Here is a 17,022-nt window from a genome sequence, read left to right as displayed (position 1 = left end):
TCTAGGCGGGCTGCGGCCTGGGGTCGGGGTCGAAGCCCAGGTCCCGCGCGACGTCCTCTTGCGCGATCGGCGACAGGGGCGCCGCCGGATAGGCGCCGGGGAACGCGACCCGGATCGTGTCGCCGGGCGCCAGGCCGGCCAGCGCGTCCAGCAGCGGCCCGCCGTTATCCGGAACCAGCTTTTCGAGCAGCGGCGGCAGATCGCGGTCCAGCACGATGCCGGCGCCCATAGGCGTCATCGCGTACAGCCGGCCGGCATCGTCCAGCCGCCACGAATCGACCGCGGCGACCGCGGCGTTGGTGTGGGTGAGCAGGCCGCTATTGTCGTCATTCAGCCGCAGCGTGTAGGGAGCCGCGTCCAGGCGCAGGAACACGCGCTGGGGGCCGTTCTGGAAATACCAGCGGCCCGCCTCGTCGTGTTCGTAGTTGCGGTTGATAAATTCCAGGATCTGGCTGTTGGTGATCGATTCGCCCGGGCCGCCCTGCGCGGACTGGCCCTGCGGATGCAGGCGCCAGCGGCCCCTGGCGTCCAGGGACAGCCAGCCATAGACCGCCGGCACGTCGGGCCAGCGGGCAAGGGCGTCTTTCACGGATTGATCCATGTTCAGGAACGAATGACGATGGGAGGCGGGGTGATGGCGGGCGCCGTCCCAGTATCCCCCTTTGTGCTCGCGGGGTCGAGGGATCGGAATAATGCGCCGGGATCGTCGCCGATTGAAAACGGCGTCGCGATGGCAATCATTCGATTGGCGAAGCGTGGGGAGGGGGAACGGGATGCGGAGGAAGTTGCTGGAGGCGCAAGCCGGAATCGAACCGACGTACACGGATTTGCAATCCGCTGCATAACCACTCTGCCATTGCGCCAGCACTTCAAGAAAAAAGGAAGCGCGGTGTTGGCCGTTGCTTCCTTTTTGTATTTGGAGCGGGAGACGAGTCTCGAACTCGCGACCTCAACCTTGGCAAGGTTGCGCTCTACCAACTGAGCTACTCCCGCGTATGCATTGCATGCATCATTTGGTGCGATTCCTGAAGTTTCTTTCAGAAGGCCGTGTCCACCAAAGACAGCGATTATACACAGAATTTTTGACTTGTGCAGTGCGGGCGAAAATCGCGGAAAGAAAAAAGCGCCCGCGCAATCGCGCGGGCGCCAGGGTCCTTCCGGCGCCCAGGGTCAGGGCGTTTCGGCGGCCTGCGTTGCCGCGGTTTGCTCTACGGCGGGCTGCGCTTCAACGGACGGCGCGGCGGCGGCTTGCGGGGCGGCGGGCTTCTTGGCGGGGCGGGGCTTGCCGCCGGGCCGGCGGCTGGCCTGGCGGCGCGCATAGGCTGCCTGTTGCGCGGTCACCTTGCCGACGGGCTGCCCTTGCAGGTCGACGCGGGGGGCGTCTTCCGTCAGGCAGGCCCAGTAGCGGCTTCCCTTGCACCAGGCGGCAATCGCCTGCTTGAGCTGCTCTTCCGTCATGGAAAGCGCTTCGAGATGCTGGGCGGCATCCGCCAGGATGCCTTCCTTGAGAGGCACCTTGGGCGCGGGATTCTTCGGGAAAGCCAGCGGAAACTGCTTCTGCAGGCGCCAGATCGCTTCGACCGTCGGGTCGACAGGCTCCCGCGTCCTGGCGGGTTCCTGCTTCCTGGAGGGTTCCCGCTTCTTGGCGGATTCCCGCTTCTTTGCCCGGTCTGCCTGTTTCGGTTGGACTGGCGCCGCTTGCTGAGCTTGCGCCCGGAGCTGCTCTCGCAGGTCGGCAAGTTTTTCAAAACCCATTGTTCTTTCCAACACCTCTGATTTGTGCAACCAGAAGGTTACCCCATGTGCAGCGCCTCGGTCATGTGCGGGCGATGGGGGCGGCGTCTGCCCTGTCCTGCCCGGTTGCGCTTTGCGTGGCCGAGGCGTTTCACAGCGCGACCTCGTCCAGGTCGTTGGCAATGATCAGGCGCCCAGGAAAGTCGCGCGCCACCTCCTCGCGCAGCCGTTCGATCATGGCCATGTCGTCGCGGGGGCGGTGATGGGTCAGCACCAGGGTGCCGACGTTGCAGGCGGCGGCGATCTTGCCCACGGTGTCGCCGCAGGCCAGTGTGTACTTGGCCAGATTGCGGAAATGCTCGGAGTCGATTTCAGCGTCCGCCAGGTAGCAGCATTGGACCAGTACGTCCGCGCCCTTCGCGAGGCGCCGCAGCCCCGCGCAATCGACGGTGTCGCCGCTGATGGCGATGACTTTCCCCTGGCTCTCCACCCGGTATCCGTAGCAAATCCAGCGCTTGAGAAACGCCTGGGAGAAGGCCAGCCCATGTCCGTGCACCACGGGCTCGGCGAAAACCCGCCAGCGGTCCGTTTCCGCTATCGGGCCGGGCGCCACGTCGATGGCCTCGATCGCGGACCAGCCGCCATGGGTGGGTTCGCCGTCCGAACGCCATTCGATGTCCTTGTCGTAGACCTGCGTCAGCAGGGCGTTCATGATGCGCTTGGTGTCTGGCGGCCCGCGAAATGCAATGGCGTGACGGCGCCCGTGCAGCCAGGTGCTGAGCGCCACGTCGAACACGTCGCCGATATGGTCGAAATGATGGTGGGTGATGAAGACGTCCTTCAGGGACTCCAGCGCGATGCCTGCCCGCACCATCTGGACGACGACGCCGCGACCGGCGTCGAACAGCAAGGTTTCATCGCCGATCTTCACCGCCGTCGCAGGTCCGGCCCTTTCGGGGTCTGGGCGCGGTCCGCCGGTTCCAAGCGTCTGGATGCGCACGGGAAGCTCCGTGCCTGTGCTGTGCTGCGTCATTATTGCTCCAAGGTGAAACCGGTCGTGCGAATGATGCCGCCCCAGACCTCGTTGTCGAGCCGCACCCGTTCAGCGAATTCGGCGGCCGACGGATAGCGTGTGCGCAAGTCCTGCTGCGCAATCTGCCGCTGCACCTCCGGCGCCTTCAGCGCCGCGGCCAGGGCCTGGTTGAGCCTTTCGGCCTGTATTGCATTCGTGCCCTTCGGCGCGAAGAAGCCGTACCACAGCGACACATCTTCCATGTCGCGCAGGCGCGGCACGGCCTGCGACATGGTGGCGACGTCCGGCAACAGGGGAGAGCGCTCCTTGCCCGTCACGCCCAGTATCCTTATGCGCCCTTGTTTGTGCAGTTCCACGGCTTCGCCCGAGGTAACGATCGCCGCCTGGATCTCGCCGCTCTGTACCGCGATCAGCACCGGCGCCGCGCCCTTGTAGGGAATGTGGAGCATGTCCAGCCCCGCCGCGCGGTTCAGCATCACGCCCAGGAAGTGCGACGGGGTTCCGGCGGACATGGAGCCATAGTTGACGGTGCCCGGCCTGGCCTTGGCATACTCGATGAACTCGACGAGATCCCCAGCCCGAACGGTGGGCGCGGTCACCAGGGCCAGACTGAAATCGCCCAGTTCCGCCACGGGCGTCAGATCGCGGACGGGATCGAAGGACATCTTCGGGTAAAGGGCAGGGAAAAAGGCCGGCACGACCACCGGCGCCAGCAGAATCGTGGAGTCGTCCGGTTGCGCCCGCGCTACCGCCTGCGCCGCGATCAGGCTGCCTGCGCCAGGCTGGTTTTCCACCACGACGGGGCGGCCCAGCGTCTCCGTCAGGCGCTGTCCGATGACGCGGGCAAGAATGTCCAGCGCGCCGCCTGGCGGAAAGCCGACCACAATGCGCAGAGGCGCTTCCGCCGCGATTGCGAGGCCGATGACGGAGCTGGCCGCAATCAATCCACAGAGCAAGCGCCTTCCAGGGTTCATGGCTATCCGTACATTCATTGGGCTCTCCCGTATGTCCACCAAGTATCGCCAGTGCATTGCGCGTCGAATGTAGATGGCATATCTATACTTGTATATACAGGGTTGTCCCTAGCCCGCGGCCGGGGTCCGGCTTGGCCTTGCTCAAGGGTGTGCGGCCGTCGTCCGGGGGAATCCGTCCGCGCATAGAGGGGCTGCTCGATCCGCAGCGGGAAAGGCTGGGCGCCGACTCCCTTCGTAATTCACTGAAGAACCCGCCGTTTATAGGACCAAGTCCCGGACTGAATTCCCGTTCCGCCAAAACCGCCTTGGATCGTTCCGCAATGTGCGCTCCATGTCTTGGGCGGTATTTATGCCTATTTGTTTCACGGATGCACGGTAAACGTCATGGAAAAAGGGCCGGACTGCGCCGATATAAAAGGTATTTCAATAACTTGGATGTATCCGTCCGTGTTCTCTTAACAATATGAATTGTATGAATTTTTTCGTATTTGAATAATATGGACGGTATCCATGCGTGCTTTCTGGATAATCGGGATGGTATCCATCAACGCTATTTAAATAATCTGGATGGTATCTATCCATTAATTCTTGGTATTGCGAAAAAATGGGTATAAATTGCGTCCTTTTTTTCGCGAAGACTCATTACGTTCATATAGATTGGTTTGTTGCGTGGTAATACTTTTATAACAATCCAGTAATGCCTGAGCGTCAGAGGATTAGCCGAGACAGGGAGGATCCACATTGATATATGGCACGAAGAAGTGGCTGACGGCGACGCTCGCGCTCAGCGCGTCCTACGGCAGTGGCGTCACGGCCGCTGACCTGACCGTTACGTCAGGCAATACGCAGGTGTTCGACGGCTCGGCCGGCTTCCCCGGCGGAGTCGACGTCAACGGCGGCACGATGGTGATCGGCGGCAACGGTGGCGGAGCGGGCGTCACCATCAACGGGAACGTCAACGCGGCATCGAATTCCACCATCGCGGGGTTCGGCTCGATCAACGGCGATCTCAACGTGACGGGCAATTCGCGTGTCGCGCCCGGTTATTCCGTCGGCACGCCGACCGGCGTTTCCAACGGCAATCTCGTCGTCAGGGGCAACCTGTCGATGAACAATGCCGTGTTCGATTTCGAGACCGGCTACGCGGGGCTGCCCATTACGCAACCGGGCACCGGCGACAACATTACCGTCGGAGGCAACGTCGCCCTCAATAACACGACGCTGAATGTTTCGGTGAATACCCTGGGCGTCAATGCCGGCTACTACCGGATCCTGTCCTACGGCGGCACGTTGAGCGGCAACGGCCTGTCGCTGGGCACGGTCACCGGCGACTCGCTGCCCGCGGCGACCATCCAGTCGCTGACCGGCGACAAGCAGATCAACCTCATCCTGGGGCCAGGCACGACCAACTTGTGGAACGGCAACGGCGCGGCGTCCGCCACCCGGGCCGGGGGCGGCAATGGCACCTGGAGCGCCGCCAGCACGAACTGGAATAGTCCGAGCAATGCCGCGGGGGCCTTGCCCGATGGCGGATACGCCATTTTCACCGGCGCGGCCGGCACCGTGACCGTCGATGGCGGCGCCGGCCCGGTGCGCGTGTCGGGCATCCAGTTCGCCACCGATCGGTATCGCCTGCAAGGCGCTCCCATCACCCTGGTCGGCAGCGGCGGCAACCCGCCCGCGATCGTGGTGGGCGATGGCACCTATGCTTCCGGCCAATTCGTCGACACCATCGACAACCCGCTGCAAGGCACGCAGGGCTTCGTCAAGACCGGCCCGGGATCGGTGATCCTGACCGCCGACAGCAGCGGCCTCACCGGCCCCATCCTGATCGCCGACGGCGCGCTGGAGATCGACGGCAAGCTGAACGGCCCCATGGATATCGGCCGCGAAGTCGTGCTGGCGGGCGTGGGCCAGGTCGGCAGCACCAATCTCTATCCCACCGCGGTCATCTCTCCCGGCAACGATGGCTCGCCCATGGGCACGCTCACCGTCAATGGCAACCTGACCTTCGGCCAGAACACCATCTACCGCGTGCATGCCGATCCGGCCAGCAGCGCCAGCGACCGCATCCACGTCACCGGTGTCGCCTACCTCGACGGCACCGTGGCGCACGTGGGCCCCAACGGCAACTATGCGCCGCAGACGACCTACAACATCCTGACGGCGGACGGCGGCATACAGGGCCGGTTCACCGGCGCCTCGAGCGCATATGCCTTCCTGACGCCCACGCTCAGCTACGACACCAACAATGCGTTCATGACGCTCACGCGCAACGACGTGCCGATCGGCAGCGTCGGCGGCACGGGCAACGAGAGCAGCGTGGGCGGCGCGTTGGACAACGAAGCGCCTCCCTTGATGGGAAGCGGGTCGCCTTCGACGGGAAGCGGATCGTCTCCGGCTGGAAGCGAATCGTCTTCGACCGGAAATGGATTGTCTTCGATCGGAAACGGATTGCCGGCGGCCGGGAACGGCAGTGCGCCGGGTATGGCCACCGGCGCCAGCCAGGTGGCGACGGCGGTCCTCTCCATGACGCCGGACCAGGCGCGCTCGGCCTTGAAGATGCTTTCCGGCGAAGCGTACGCAAGTACCCCCAGTGTGTTGCAGAGCATGGGGGACACCGTGCGCACGCTGCCGCTGGCCCATTTGCGCGGCAACCTCGACGCGCCGGCGCTCGCCGGACGGCCCACGGCCCAATTGGGCCGTGGGCCGTCCGACGCCCTGCCGCAAAGCGGCGCATCTCCGGTCTGGGCGCAAGTATTCGGCAATTGGAGCACGTTCGGGGGCGACGGCAACGCGTCGAGCGTGAACCAATCGTCCGGCGGGCTCTTCGTCGGCGGCGACGGCGCGGTGGGCGGCGGCTGGCGATTGGGCGGCGCGCTGGGCTACATCGGCAGCCACAGCTCGATCGCCGATACCGCGTCGCGCACCAATGTCGACAGCTATACGGCGACGTTGTTCGGCGGACGGAATTTCCCCGCCGGCCCCGGCCATGTCCGCTTCATGGCCGGCGCGGCCTACACCTGGCACGATATCGACACGAAACGCGATGTGGCGGCCGGGAGCCTGGCCCAGCGGCTCGAGTCGTCCTATCACGCCTCGTCGACGCAAGTGTTCACCGAACTCGGCTACCACCTGCCGCTGGGCGACGCCTACAGCATTGAACCCTACGCCGGCGTGGCGTGGAACCAGTTGCGCACTCGCGACTTCGACGAAACTGGCGGTACGGCCGCCCTGCACGGGGCGGGAAGTTCCGACGATGTGACGAGCACCACGCTGGGACTGCGCGGCGCATGGCTGTTCGGTTCCGACCGCGCGCCGGGCCGCCTGACCGCAACGCTGGGCTGGCGCCACGCCATGGGCGATGTGAAGCCGAGGCAGGAACTGGCTTTCGAAGGCGGCAGCACGTTCTCGGTGACGGGCGTTCCGATCGCGCGCGATGCCGCCGTGCTCGGGCTAGGCGCCGAAATGGCCATCACGCGCAACACGACGGCCAGCGTCGCCTACGACGCGCAGTTCGGTGGCGGCAACCGGCAGCAGTCCGGCCAGCTCAAGCTGGCCATGCGTTTCTAGACCGGTGGCAGGCGGGTGGGCAGGCGTCGCGATCGCGACGTCTGCGGCCAGCCGGAATCCGAGCAACATGGCCAAGGTTGACAACATGGCCATGTTAACTAAAATGGCCATGTTAAATCCGTTCCGCCATGGCCGCCCCACCATCTCCCAACAAACGCGCAATGTCTGCCGAGCAGCACGTAGCCGATTTCTTTCGAGCCAACGATTGGGCCGTCGAGATGCTACCTCGCGGCCCGAACGGCGCGGACTTGATCCTCCAGCGTGGAACGCGACGGTTCATTGTCGAGATTAAAGCGCTCTCCGAAAGCCGCGCCGATCGTGTGATACCGCTGCTCTCGATGGCGATCCTTCAAGCCCGTGCCGCAGCCGAACAGTTTGACGATGCCCTTCCCCTCGCGATCGTCTGCGTGCCGGACGTGTCCCCGTCTTTGGCCAGGCATGTGAACGCATTTGCCCAGAGATTTGCGAAGGATGTATCCGTCGGCCTCATCGCGAGACGTGGTGGGCAGTATTTCTGCGGCGCGGCGTTCCAAGAGCTGAGCCGATTGCCAGAGGAACCCAGGCGCACTGCCGCCACGCATCCACCCCAGCCCATCAACCTGTTCTCGGATCTCAACCAGTGGATGCTGAAGCTCCTCTTGGCGAGGGAACTGCCCGAAGGCTTGTTGAATGCCCCGCGCAAGAAGTTTCGCAACGGCTCCGAACTGGCCGAAGCAGCGCGGGTGTCCGCCATGAGCGCATCCCGATTTCTGCAGCAGTTGCGCAGCGAAGGGTATCTGAGCGATTCGTCCCCCTACCTGAAACTCGTCCGTCGCGAAGCGCTGTTTCGCCGCTGGAGCGCTGCCACGATGCGCTCATGTCCGGAGATGCCATGCCGCTTTCTTCTACGGATGCCTGTCCTTCCGCAAATCCAAGGCCTATTGGGCGGACATACGGAAGACGCTTGTCTGGGGCTTTTTGCCGCCGCCGATGAACTGGATATCGGGCACGTCAGTGGCGTGCCGCCGTATGTCTATGTCCACAAGCTGCCCCGGCCGGGTTCTCCGGACTGGCCGGAGCTGATCGCTCATCCCTCCGAACGGCCAGACCTGATCTTGCGGCAAGCCGTTTTTCCGCAGTCGACGTTCAGGGGGGCTATCGATCGAAACGGGGTAATGGTGTCTGACGTTATCCAGATATGGCTGGACGTCATGCACCATCCGGCACGGGGTGCTGAACAAGCCACGCTGATCTATAAGAAATTTCTTTTGCCGATTGTCGGGGACTGAGGCCGATGAACGACCTGGAAGCTTTCACGCGATTGGCGCAGGCGCTGGCTCCCTGGCGCCGGCAGTTGATTTTCATTGGAGGGTGGGGGCATCGCCTCCACCGGCTGGATCGAAGGGCAAATCAGCCGGATTACCAGCCCGTGTTCACTCGCGATACGGACCTCGCATTTGCCAACACGGAGCCCATGGAAGGCGACATCAAGCAAGCGCTGATGCAGCATGGATTCCAAGAGGAGTTGAGCGGTGACCACCGGCCTCCCGCGGCGCACTATACGCTTGGCGACGAGGCTGGGGGCTTCTACGCCGAATTCCTCACGCCTCTGGTAGGAAGCGGCTATAAGCGAGGGGGCGTGCCTGATGCGACTATGGCGAAGGCCGGTATTTCAGCTCAGAAGATCCGACACCTGGACATTCTTCTCGTCGATCCTTGGGTGATCAGCCTTGGGCACGATGACGGCGTTCTCCTGCCGGAGCGAATGGACGTTCAGGTGGTCAACCCCCTGTGTTTCATGGTCCAGAAATTCCTGATCCAACAATATCGACCGGCAAACAAAAGGGCCCAGGACGTTCTGTACCTCTATGACACCGTCGAGCTTTTCGGCGCGTTGCTGGATGAATTCAATGCGCACTGGCATGCGCGTGTCGCGCTAGAACTCGGAAATCTGGCCGACGATGTGCGAAGACTCAGCGTGCAAACATTCGCCGAGGTCAATGATCTGGTTCGCGAAGCCGCGCGCATCCCCGCCGATCGCAATCTATCCCCGCAGCAAATACAAGCGACATGCAGGTACGCGTTCGAGCGCATGCTGCGTTAGCGCGTTGTCCTGTGGCGAGGTAACGGCAGCGCGGAGCGAATTCGGGCCTCAAGAAGGGCCTTGAAAACACTGGCTGCGTGGACATCCGTGGACGTCCTGCGGGCGCTCCAAAAAAAAGGAGCCGAAGCTCCCATTTTCTGCACTCCATGGCCCTCTGTGAACTCTCATGGAGGTTTTATTGGAGCGGGAGACGAGACAGGCACTAGGGCGCTAAATCCTTGTTTCCCAATCACATTCTTCGCCGCCGTGAGCAGCGAAGGCCTGAATTATAGCCTTGTTCTTCGCCCTCGGCAACAAAACTCATCCAACAACTTCCATCAGCGTCCAAGGACTGCCATTTCATCCCCTGACAACCGACGCAGAATACACGGCTACCAGAGGCCCGCCCCTGCAACGCCGCTCGACACTCAGGTCTCCTTGCGTCAGGAATGGCATCAGCATCGAACGTTGAGACCGCGCTTGGTTTGATGCCGTGCGCACCACAGCCCAAGGCTGTTCGTGATGAAGGCCAAGCGGCGAGCAAGGAAAGATGGGGCGCATGTTCACATCACCTGGTCAGCTGGCGACCGTGTGGGAGCGGCGCGCAACAGCCTCAAACTGGCCACAGCCCAGGATCGCTGGATGCTATGTCGATATATCAGGATGCCAGAACAAGCATCACACGCGCGGTTTTCTCTGCGTCCCTCTGGACGTTGAGCAACGACTGCGCCCCAGCGCGACTTGTGAAACCGTAGGGATATCAGACCATAGCGAATCGGTCTTGATACGCCTGACGCACCCCATGACGCTGGCACCGTGAGCGCCATTGTCGAGCGTGCTTCTTCCTTGTTACTCGACGGGCCGGCAACTGGTCGATTCTTGCACATTGAGCAAGAGAGGGCCACCTGTGGCGGATGCCATGATCTCGTCCGCCCACGTTCCGGGGCATTCGTCCCTGGCATCCGCCACAGGCATAACGACACAACAGCCCTTGGCAGGGCGAGAAAGGAGCCGGTGATGTAGCGCTTCCGAAAGGAGACGAAAACATGCACAAGGAGCCACCATTATCAAAGGTGTTCTATCGTCCCATCGAAGCTGCCATACGGTGGGCTGGGTTGTTGCGGTACAAGGCGTCGATCCTCGCCTCGATCGCATCACCGCGGTGCCTGCCGCAGACATTGGACTGCCCGCGATGGAACGAGTGTCGGCTGTACTCGGAACGCATCTACGACGGCATCCTCAACTCGGAACTGCCCTTTGGCAAGAACGGGATCACGCTCAATGACCCAGAGTTGGTGAGTTCACCCGATCTGACCATCCGCCACGTCGATCTGAAACGCTGGATGCGCACTCACTATCCTGAGCATCGACCCGGATTCCTGTTCAGCCGCAGCGAGCGCATGGCGCATCCCTCCATCACCCTGGAAACAGGACAGGCAATCCTGCTGGAACGGCAGGCTCTGCAGGCCGCGCTGGACCATAGCCGGCGTGAGATGCGCAAACTTCAAGCGCAACACGAAGCCTTGCTCAAGCAGTCCGCGGTGCTGTTGGCATCCAAGCAGTGCGCGATCAGTGATCGAGCGGAGACCACGTACCTGAACATCATCGGTGGCATGCTGACGCTGATGCTGGGTCAATCCCCATCGGGTGTGCCGTACTCCAGCTTCAAGACGCAGGAGGCAATCGTCACCGCATTGCTCGCCCACTATGGCGGCACCATGGGCATCACGGAGCGAACCTTGAACGGCAAGTTCGCCAACGCCAGGAAGAATGTGCGTAGCGCAGCCGCGTGAATTCTTCCATCTTGTATGTGCAGTCTCGGAGATTGCATTTGCAATGTCTTTTTGCAGCCATGTCTATTGAATAGAGGTCACGCCAACAAACGCCACTGAGCGTTCAGGAGTGACCGCCATGTCGCAAGTACCTGTACTGCCACCGCACGAGCGCCGCATCCTGCGGCTCGATGAAGTTGAAGCGAAGTCCGGCTTCAAACGCGCCCACATCTACAACCTGATGAAGAAGCGCCAGTTTCCACAGGCGTTGCGCCTTGGCGTGCGCGCGGTGGGCTGGGATTCGGTCGAGATCGATCAGTGGATCGCCGAACGCCTTAACAACCGCACCTGACTCGCTCCCCCTCGGACTTCCCATCGCCAAACGGAGAGCGCCATGCAGGTCGTATCCATCATTTCAACGAAAGGTGGCGTCGGCAAGACGACCACGGCCGCCAACCTCGGCGGGCTCGCCGCGGACGCGGGGCTGCGCGTGCTGCTGCTCGATCTCGACGTGCAGCCCACCTTGTCCTCCTACTACGATCTGGCTCACCGCGCGCCCGGCGGCATCTATGAGCTGCTGGCGTTCAACGAGCGCGGTCTCGACCAGCTCGTGTCCCGCACCATCATCGCGGGCCTGGACCTGGTGCTCTCGAACGACCACCGGGGTGAACTGAACACCTTGCTGCTGCACGCGCCAGACGGGCGCCTGCGGTTGCGCCACCTGCTGCCGGCGCTGGCGCCGCTCTATGACCTGGTGCTAATCGACACCCAAGGCGCGCGCTCGGTGCTGTTGGAGATGGCGGTGCTCGCCTCCGGCCTGGCGCTGTCACCCGTGACCCCGGAAATCCTTGCGGCCCGCGAACTGCGGCGCGGCACCATGCAGTTGCTGGAGGACATCGCGCCGTATCGGCACCTTGGCATCGAACCGCCACCGCTGCACCTACTCATCAATCGTGTCCACCCCGTGTCCGCCAACGCACGCATGATCCAGCAGGCGCTGCACGACCTATTTCAGGATCACACGGGCATCCGCGTGCTGGGCACCGACGTGCCGGCCATCGAAGCCTATCCGCGCGCTGCAACCCGCGGCATGCCGGTGCATCGCGTCGAGTATCGACAGCCACCAGGCAGAGTTGCGCCCGCTGCGCTCGACACCATGCGCACGCTCGCCGGCGAACTGTTCCCGCAGTGGCAAGACAGATTCGCCCGCGTGTCCGGCCGTCCTCCACGTTCTATTGAAACCGGGAGGTCCCGTGGCGAGCGCACATGAACTGTCCCGTGGCCACAAGCGACTGCGCGCCCTGATCGAGTTTGCGGTGAGCGAAGGCTGGCACGTCAAACGTACTCGGGGTGGACACCTCAAATTCACCAAGACCGGCTGCGCCGCCATCTACACCAGCTCGACAGCGAGCGATTACCGGGCAGACCTCAATGCCCGTGCGCAGATCCGCCGAGCCGAGCGCGAGGCCCGCATGGCCCGGCCCGCCAACGCCGAGGGATGCGGCCATGGCTGAGATGACCTCCCAGGACATGGCCGGCAAGCTGCTTGCCGCCGGGTTCGAGCGCAGTGGGCCATCGGCCACGGCTTTGAGTGACCCCATCGCCGACACGCCGATGGTCGTGACGCTGGACCAGTTGCGGCCCTACGACCACGATCCCCGCAAAAAGCGCAACTCGGCCTACGATGAAATCAAGGCCTCCATCCGCGAGCGCGGCCTGGATGCGGCGCCAGCCATCACACGCCGTCCTGGCGAGGCGCACTACATCATCCGCAACGGCGGCAACACCAGGCTGGCGATCCTGCGCGAACTCTGGACAGAAACGAAGGACGAGCGCTTCTTCCGCATATCGTGCCTGTTCCGGCCGTGGCCTGCGCGCGGGGAGATCGTCGCGCTGACCGGGCACCTCGCCGAGAACGAACTGCGTGGCGGCTTGACGTTCATCGAGCGCGCCCTCGGCGTCGAGAAGGCGCGCGAGTTCTATGAAGCGGAAAGCAGCACGACCTTGAGCCAGTCCGAGCTGGCCCGTCGCTTGGGCGCCGACGGCTTCCCCGTGCAGCAGTCACACATCAGCCGCATGGCCGATGCGGTGCGCTACCTGCTGCCTGCGATCCCGACCGTGCTGTATGGTGGCCTCGGTCGCCACCAGGTCGAGCGGCTGTCGGTCATGCGCAAGGCCAGTGAGCGCACGTGGGAGCACTATGCCAAGGGCCGCTCCCTGCCGCTCGACTTCGACAGTTTCTTCCAAGAAGTGCTGTCGCAGTTCGATACCCAGGCCGACGAGTTCTCGCCGCAGCGTGTGCAGGACGAGTTGATCGGTCAGATGTCCGAGCTGCTGGGCATCGACTACGACGTGCTTGCCCTGGACCTGACCGAATCCGAGAGCCGCCACCGCGCCCTGGTCAGCGACCCAACCCCGCCATCGGCGCCGCCGGCATTGCCTGAGCCTGGGGCCATCGCACGGCCGCCGATTGAACCGGCACCGTCCCCCGCCACAGCAGCACATTCTGCAGGCCACTCTGCCGCCGCGCCGACAAGGCCCCAGGACGATGCGGCCCCGCGTGAGGCATCCGCAGCCACCCCTGCGGCAGCGGCTGGCGATCTACTTGACGAGCACATCGTCTCTCCGGCACCCACGACGCAGCGGCTCCAGTCCATCCAGCGCATGGTCGCCGACCAGTTGGGCGATGCGCTTCCGCCCGACTTCTCGGCCAACGTGCTGCAGTCGATTCCCGTGCAGGCCGGTGGCCTCTATCCCATCTCGGACATCTGGCATATCGACCCAGGTCTCGACGCACCCGGCCGCCTGCGCGTCCACATCGCGCAGTTCGCGCGCGAGATCGCGGGCGAGGTCGACCTGGACGCGTGTGTCGAGGATCGTTCAGATGGCATCGGGTTCGCGTGTCGTGCCCCGACCCAGGTTTCGTCGCCGCTCGCACGTGCCGTGCTCGCGCTGCTGGTTTCCCTGGCCGGTCAGCAGTCGGCCGACGTGGGCTTGGACGGCGGGCACTTCGTCACCGACCTGCCAGCGCTGTTGCACGGCCAAGGCCAACGTCATGCCGACGGGGCCCGGCGATTGAGCGACACCGCGCTGGTCAAGCTGTTTCGTCTGCTGCGGCTGGCCCGGCGCCTGCTGGATCTGGAAGCCGGCGCTCTCGGTCCTGGGACCTGAGCGAGGGAGGCCCGCATGTCCGCACCTAACCCACTCAACCAGGCCGTCATCGCGCAGGCGCTCTACGATCTGCGCAACGGGCAACTGCGCCGCTGCAAGGCGATGGGATTCGGTGAGGAAGAATTGGATGCGCTCAAGCATCCGGCGCTGATCAGCGTACTGGCCAATGCCAGCGTCTCGTGGTGCTCTGTCTCGGTGAACCGGGAAGTGCTCCGGCGATTGCTCAAACAGGCGCAGGACGTGGAGAAGGAGATCGCCACCGTCGATCGCATGTTGCGCCTGGGGGCCAGTACGGAAATGGCGAGCCGTTTTTATGGGCTGACGCACCAGGAAGTCGCGCTACGGCGTGAAGTTCTCGGCCTGCCCAAACGCAAGGGGCGCCATCCGGTTCTGGACGAGGAGCAGGACACCGAGCTGTGGCGACGCTGGAAGGCCGTGACCAGCAGCAGGAATGTCGAGCTGGAGGATGAGACCTCGGTTCTTGATGCGGCAATGGACCTCGCCGAAGGCATGGAACTGCCGCTGTCGGTGGTCTGGGCTGCGATCAAGAACTGGATCGATCAGGGATTGGGTTGAGTCATGGCCGTGGACGACGCTGCACCACGAGCACCACGCCAAGGCCCGGTCGCCCTCGCTGATCTGTTCGACAGCGCGCTGAAAGACCTTGCACCGAAACCTCGCCCGCCCGCGTCCGCGCCAGCTCCCGCATCCGCAACATCTCCTGTCTCCGCAACCGGCGACGGTTTTCTGTTCAGCGGCAATCGGCACGAGAGCGTGCCGCGACGGCTGTTCCTGGACCGACGCCTGACGCCGCTGGAACGCAATGCCTGGCAAGTCTTTCGGATGATGCTCAACGAGGATGGGGTCACGGCGTTTCCGACGTATGAGCAACTTCGCCCGTGGCTCGCGTCAATGCCCTGCGCCGGACAGGCCTCTCACGAGACCGTGGCACGGGCGCTGACGCTGTTGCGCCTGACTCGCTGGTTGAGTCTCGTGCGCCGCAGGCGTGACCCCAAGACCGGGCGCATCCTCGGCAACCTCTACGTCCTGCACGATGAGCCCCTGACGCCTTTCGAGGCGATGCAGCTCGACCCGGACTACTTGGAGCTCGTCAGCCAAGCCCTGGGCCATTCGGCCAAGGCCGTCCAGGTCGTGGGCTTGCACACCCTCAAGGAAATCGCCGAAGACCCGTTGTTGTCTGGCCGCACGTTGCCCTCGCGGCTGCAGGTCCTTGCCGAACGCCTCGCGAGCCAGGGCATTGGGTCGCAGGAGAGTTATCCACAGAAGGATAGGGTTCACGATTCCGAAGAAGGGGCGCCGAGCCTTCTTCGGAATTCTGATGACCCCTCTTCGGATTCCGAAGCAGGGCCGAAACCCGCGTCAGACGGCGCTCTTCGGAATCCGAAGCAGGACCGTACTGTACGTAGTAGTCGTATGAATGAAGTACGTACTACCGCGCGTGAGCGTGGGCAGGCGCGTGCGATGCCAGGAGTTCGCCTGCCTGATCGCTTTCTCGGCTTGAAGGAAGAGCAGCAGGCCGCCGCCATCGTGGCATTGCAGCAGGTCGATGCTCCGCTACGCCAGGCCGTGCTGGACGAATGGGCGGATCGCTGTCGCGGCAGCACCATCCGCAACCCGGCAGGCTACCTGTTCGGCATCATCCAGCGCGCCATCCGTGGCGAGTTCAACGCCTGGGCCAAGCAAGCCGGGTCAGCACCGCCACCTGCCCCTGCACGAGATGCACCGCCTGAACCACCGCGCAATGTGGTTCCACCCGAGGTGGCCCGGCAGCACATTGACCGGCTGCGCGACCTTCTGCGCAGTAGCTGAGCGCGACGAGCGACAAGGGCGTGAAGCAGACGTCGATGGCCGTCAGTAGAGCTATCCCCAGGGGATAGATGTACTACAAGCTGTAACGCCGACAGGCACGGCATGGCACTTCGGTCCAGGGGGGCCGTAATGGCGTCGGTTGCATGAGCGCACGCACCATTTGCGCGAGCAGCGCTCCATGGCTTTCGATGGAGCTATCCCCTGGGGATAGCTCGTGTCACAGGCCACCGCTGCCACGACAACCGGGTCCCGGTTCATTTCGGTTTGTTGACTGACTGCCTTCCGTTGCGTGCCGATCCTGACCGCTCCTTTTCCCAAGCGAGCGGACGCCATGGCAACCAACGAACCTCTGCAACTCAATCTCGGCTCTTTGCGCAGCGCGATGTCGCTGACGCTTCACACCCACCACGCCTCGCGCATCTGGCATGGCCGCGCCGCCGCCGAGGGGCGACCCGGCATCGTCGGCCTGAACGGCTACATCGCCGTGATGAACAAGATGAAGCGCGGCTCGGAGCAGGACGACCCGTACAGCGACTGGTGGATGTTGCGCATCGAGGAAAAGCTCGACCAGACCAGGACCACGTTGCAATCGCTGCGCGAGCAGGTTGACCAGGCACTGGCCGGCGTGCCTGCGGCGTTGAGCCTGGGTGAGAACCTCAACGTGCAGCCGGTGAAGCTCCCCTTGTTCGTGAACGCGCAGCTCGGCTTTGCCGCCGTCTATCTGCTGGCCGACTACGACGACATCGCCCGCAAGCTGATCCTCGCCCACCACACCGCGCTGATCGATCGCTCGACGTTGGAGCGCTGGCTCAACGAAGGTGCCCACGCGCTGCGCAGCCTGTTCAGCCTGGCCCAGCAATACCGCTACTCGGG

15 protein-coding genes and 2 tRNA genes are annotated in these 17,022 nt (G+C 63.6%); 11 read left to right on the top strand and 6 right to left on the bottom strand.

Going from position 1 to position 17,022, the window contains the following annotated elements; translation table 11 throughout:
* Position 1: 1 nt before the first annotated feature.
* From AVE30378_RS01770 to AVE30378_RS01745, 6 genes are all read right to left on the bottom strand, one after another.
* The gene (locus AVE30378_RS01770; protein ID WP_129239057.1) at positions 2 to 601 is read right to left on the bottom strand and encodes a DUF2946 family protein; all 600 of its coding nucleotides are present in this window, start codon (positions 599 to 601) and stop codon (positions 2 to 4) included.
* A gap of 188 nt (positions 602 to 789) precedes the next feature.
* Positions 790 to 863 (bottom strand) — tRNA-Cys (locus AVE30378_RS01765).
* Positions 864 to 917: 54 nt separating this feature from the next.
* Positions 918 to 993: transfer RNA gene (locus AVE30378_RS01760), tRNA-Gly, on the bottom strand.
* A 177-nt stretch (positions 994 to 1,170) separates the two neighbouring features.
* Positions 1,171 to 1,755 carry a ProQ/FinO family protein gene (locus AVE30378_RS01755; RefSeq protein WP_129239056.1) on the bottom strand — a complete coding sequence of 195 codons (585 nt, stop codon included), beginning with the start codon at positions 1,753 to 1,755 and terminating at the stop codon, positions 1,171 to 1,173.
* Positions 1,756 to 1,885: 130 nt separating this feature from the next.
* The gene (locus AVE30378_RS01750) at positions 1,886 to 2,767 is read right to left on the bottom strand and encodes an MBL fold metallo-hydrolase (protein WP_279636167.1); all 882 of its coding nucleotides are present in this window, start codon (positions 2,765 to 2,767) and stop codon (positions 1,886 to 1,888) included.
* Positions 2,767 to 3,741, bottom strand: a complete 975-nt coding sequence (locus AVE30378_RS01745; RefSeq protein WP_165360047.1) for a Bug family tripartite tricarboxylate transporter substrate binding protein — start codon at positions 3,739 to 3,741, stop codon at positions 2,767 to 2,769. The genes AVE30378_RS01750 and AVE30378_RS01745 overlap by 1 nt, the downstream gene beginning before the upstream one ends.
* 741 nt (positions 3,742 to 4,482) lie before the next feature.
* Between AVE30378_RS01745 and AVE30378_RS01740 the strand changes: the two genes are divergently transcribed.
* The 11 genes from AVE30378_RS01740 to AVE30378_RS01690 all read left to right on the top strand — a co-directional run.
* On the top strand, positions 4,483 to 7,314 hold the full coding sequence (locus AVE30378_RS01740; protein ID WP_129239054.1) for an autotransporter family protein: 2,832 nt from the start codon (positions 4,483 to 4,485) through the stop codon (positions 7,312 to 7,314).
* 161 nt (positions 7,315 to 7,475) lie between these two features.
* The gene (locus tag AVE30378_RS01735; protein ID WP_129239053.1) at positions 7,476 to 8,582 is read left to right on the top strand and encodes a hypothetical protein; all 1,107 of its coding nucleotides are present in this window, start codon (positions 7,476 to 7,478) and stop codon (positions 8,580 to 8,582) included.
* A 5-nt stretch (positions 8,583 to 8,587) separates the two neighbouring features.
* Positions 8,588 to 9,397: a GSU2403 family nucleotidyltransferase fold protein gene (locus tag AVE30378_RS01730; protein ID WP_129239052.1), complete on the top strand. Its 810-nt coding sequence runs from the start codon at positions 8,588 to 8,590 to the stop codon at positions 9,395 to 9,397.
* A 1,025-nt stretch (positions 9,398 to 10,422) separates the two neighbouring features.
* Positions 10,423 to 11,169, top strand: a complete 747-nt coding sequence (locus tag AVE30378_RS01725; RefSeq protein ID WP_012112309.1) for a hypothetical protein — start codon at positions 10,423 to 10,425, stop codon at positions 11,167 to 11,169.
* Between the two features lie 118 nt (positions 11,170 to 11,287).
* Positions 11,288 to 11,500 carry an AlpA family transcriptional regulator gene (locus AVE30378_RS01720; protein WP_012112310.1) on the top strand — a complete coding sequence of 71 codons (213 nt, stop codon included), beginning with the start codon at positions 11,288 to 11,290 and terminating at the stop codon, positions 11,498 to 11,500.
* A gap of 42 nt (positions 11,501 to 11,542) precedes the next feature.
* A complete protein-coding gene (locus AVE30378_RS01715) occupies positions 11,543 to 12,418 on the top strand; it encodes a ParA family protein (RefSeq protein ID WP_012112311.1) in 876 nt (291 codons plus the stop codon).
* On the top strand, positions 12,402 to 12,662 hold the full coding sequence (locus tag AVE30378_RS01710; RefSeq protein ID WP_012112312.1) for a hypothetical protein: 261 nt from the start codon (positions 12,402 to 12,404) through the stop codon (positions 12,660 to 12,662). Before AVE30378_RS01715 ends, AVE30378_RS01710 begins: the two co-directional genes overlap by 17 nt.
* Positions 12,655 to 14,319 (top strand): ParB family protein, encoded by a 1,665-nt coding sequence (locus AVE30378_RS01705; RefSeq protein ID WP_012112313.1) that lies wholly within the window; start codon positions 12,655 to 12,657, stop codon positions 14,317 to 14,319. The genes AVE30378_RS01710 and AVE30378_RS01705 overlap by 8 nt, the downstream gene beginning before the upstream one ends.
* Before the next feature lie 15 nt (positions 14,320 to 14,334).
* Positions 14,335 to 14,895, top strand: coding sequence for a DUF2857 domain-containing protein (locus AVE30378_RS01700; RefSeq protein WP_012112314.1), 561 nt, complete (start codon positions 14,335 to 14,337; stop codon positions 14,893 to 14,895).
* A 3-nt stretch (positions 14,896 to 14,898) separates the two neighbouring features.
* Complete coding sequence (locus tag AVE30378_RS01695) at positions 14,899 to 16,149, top strand: STY4528 family pathogenicity island replication protein (RefSeq protein WP_012112315.1); 1,251 nt, start codon at positions 14,899 to 14,901, stop codon at positions 16,147 to 16,149.
* Between the two features lie 331 nt (positions 16,150 to 16,480).
* On the top strand, positions 16,481 to 17,022 hold a 542-nt coding region (locus tag AVE30378_RS01690), incomplete at its 3' end, for a PFL_4669 family integrating conjugative element protein (RefSeq protein ID WP_129239051.1).

Origin of the sequence: Achromobacter veterisilvae (assembly GCF_900496975.1) — a bacterium.
Taxonomy (GTDB): domain Bacteria; phylum Pseudomonadota; class Gammaproteobacteria; order Burkholderiales; family Burkholderiaceae_B; genus Achromobacter; species Achromobacter veterisilvae.
The sequence above is the reverse complement of the archived record's forward strand: the minus strand, read 5'-3'. Positions and strand labels throughout refer to the sequence as shown.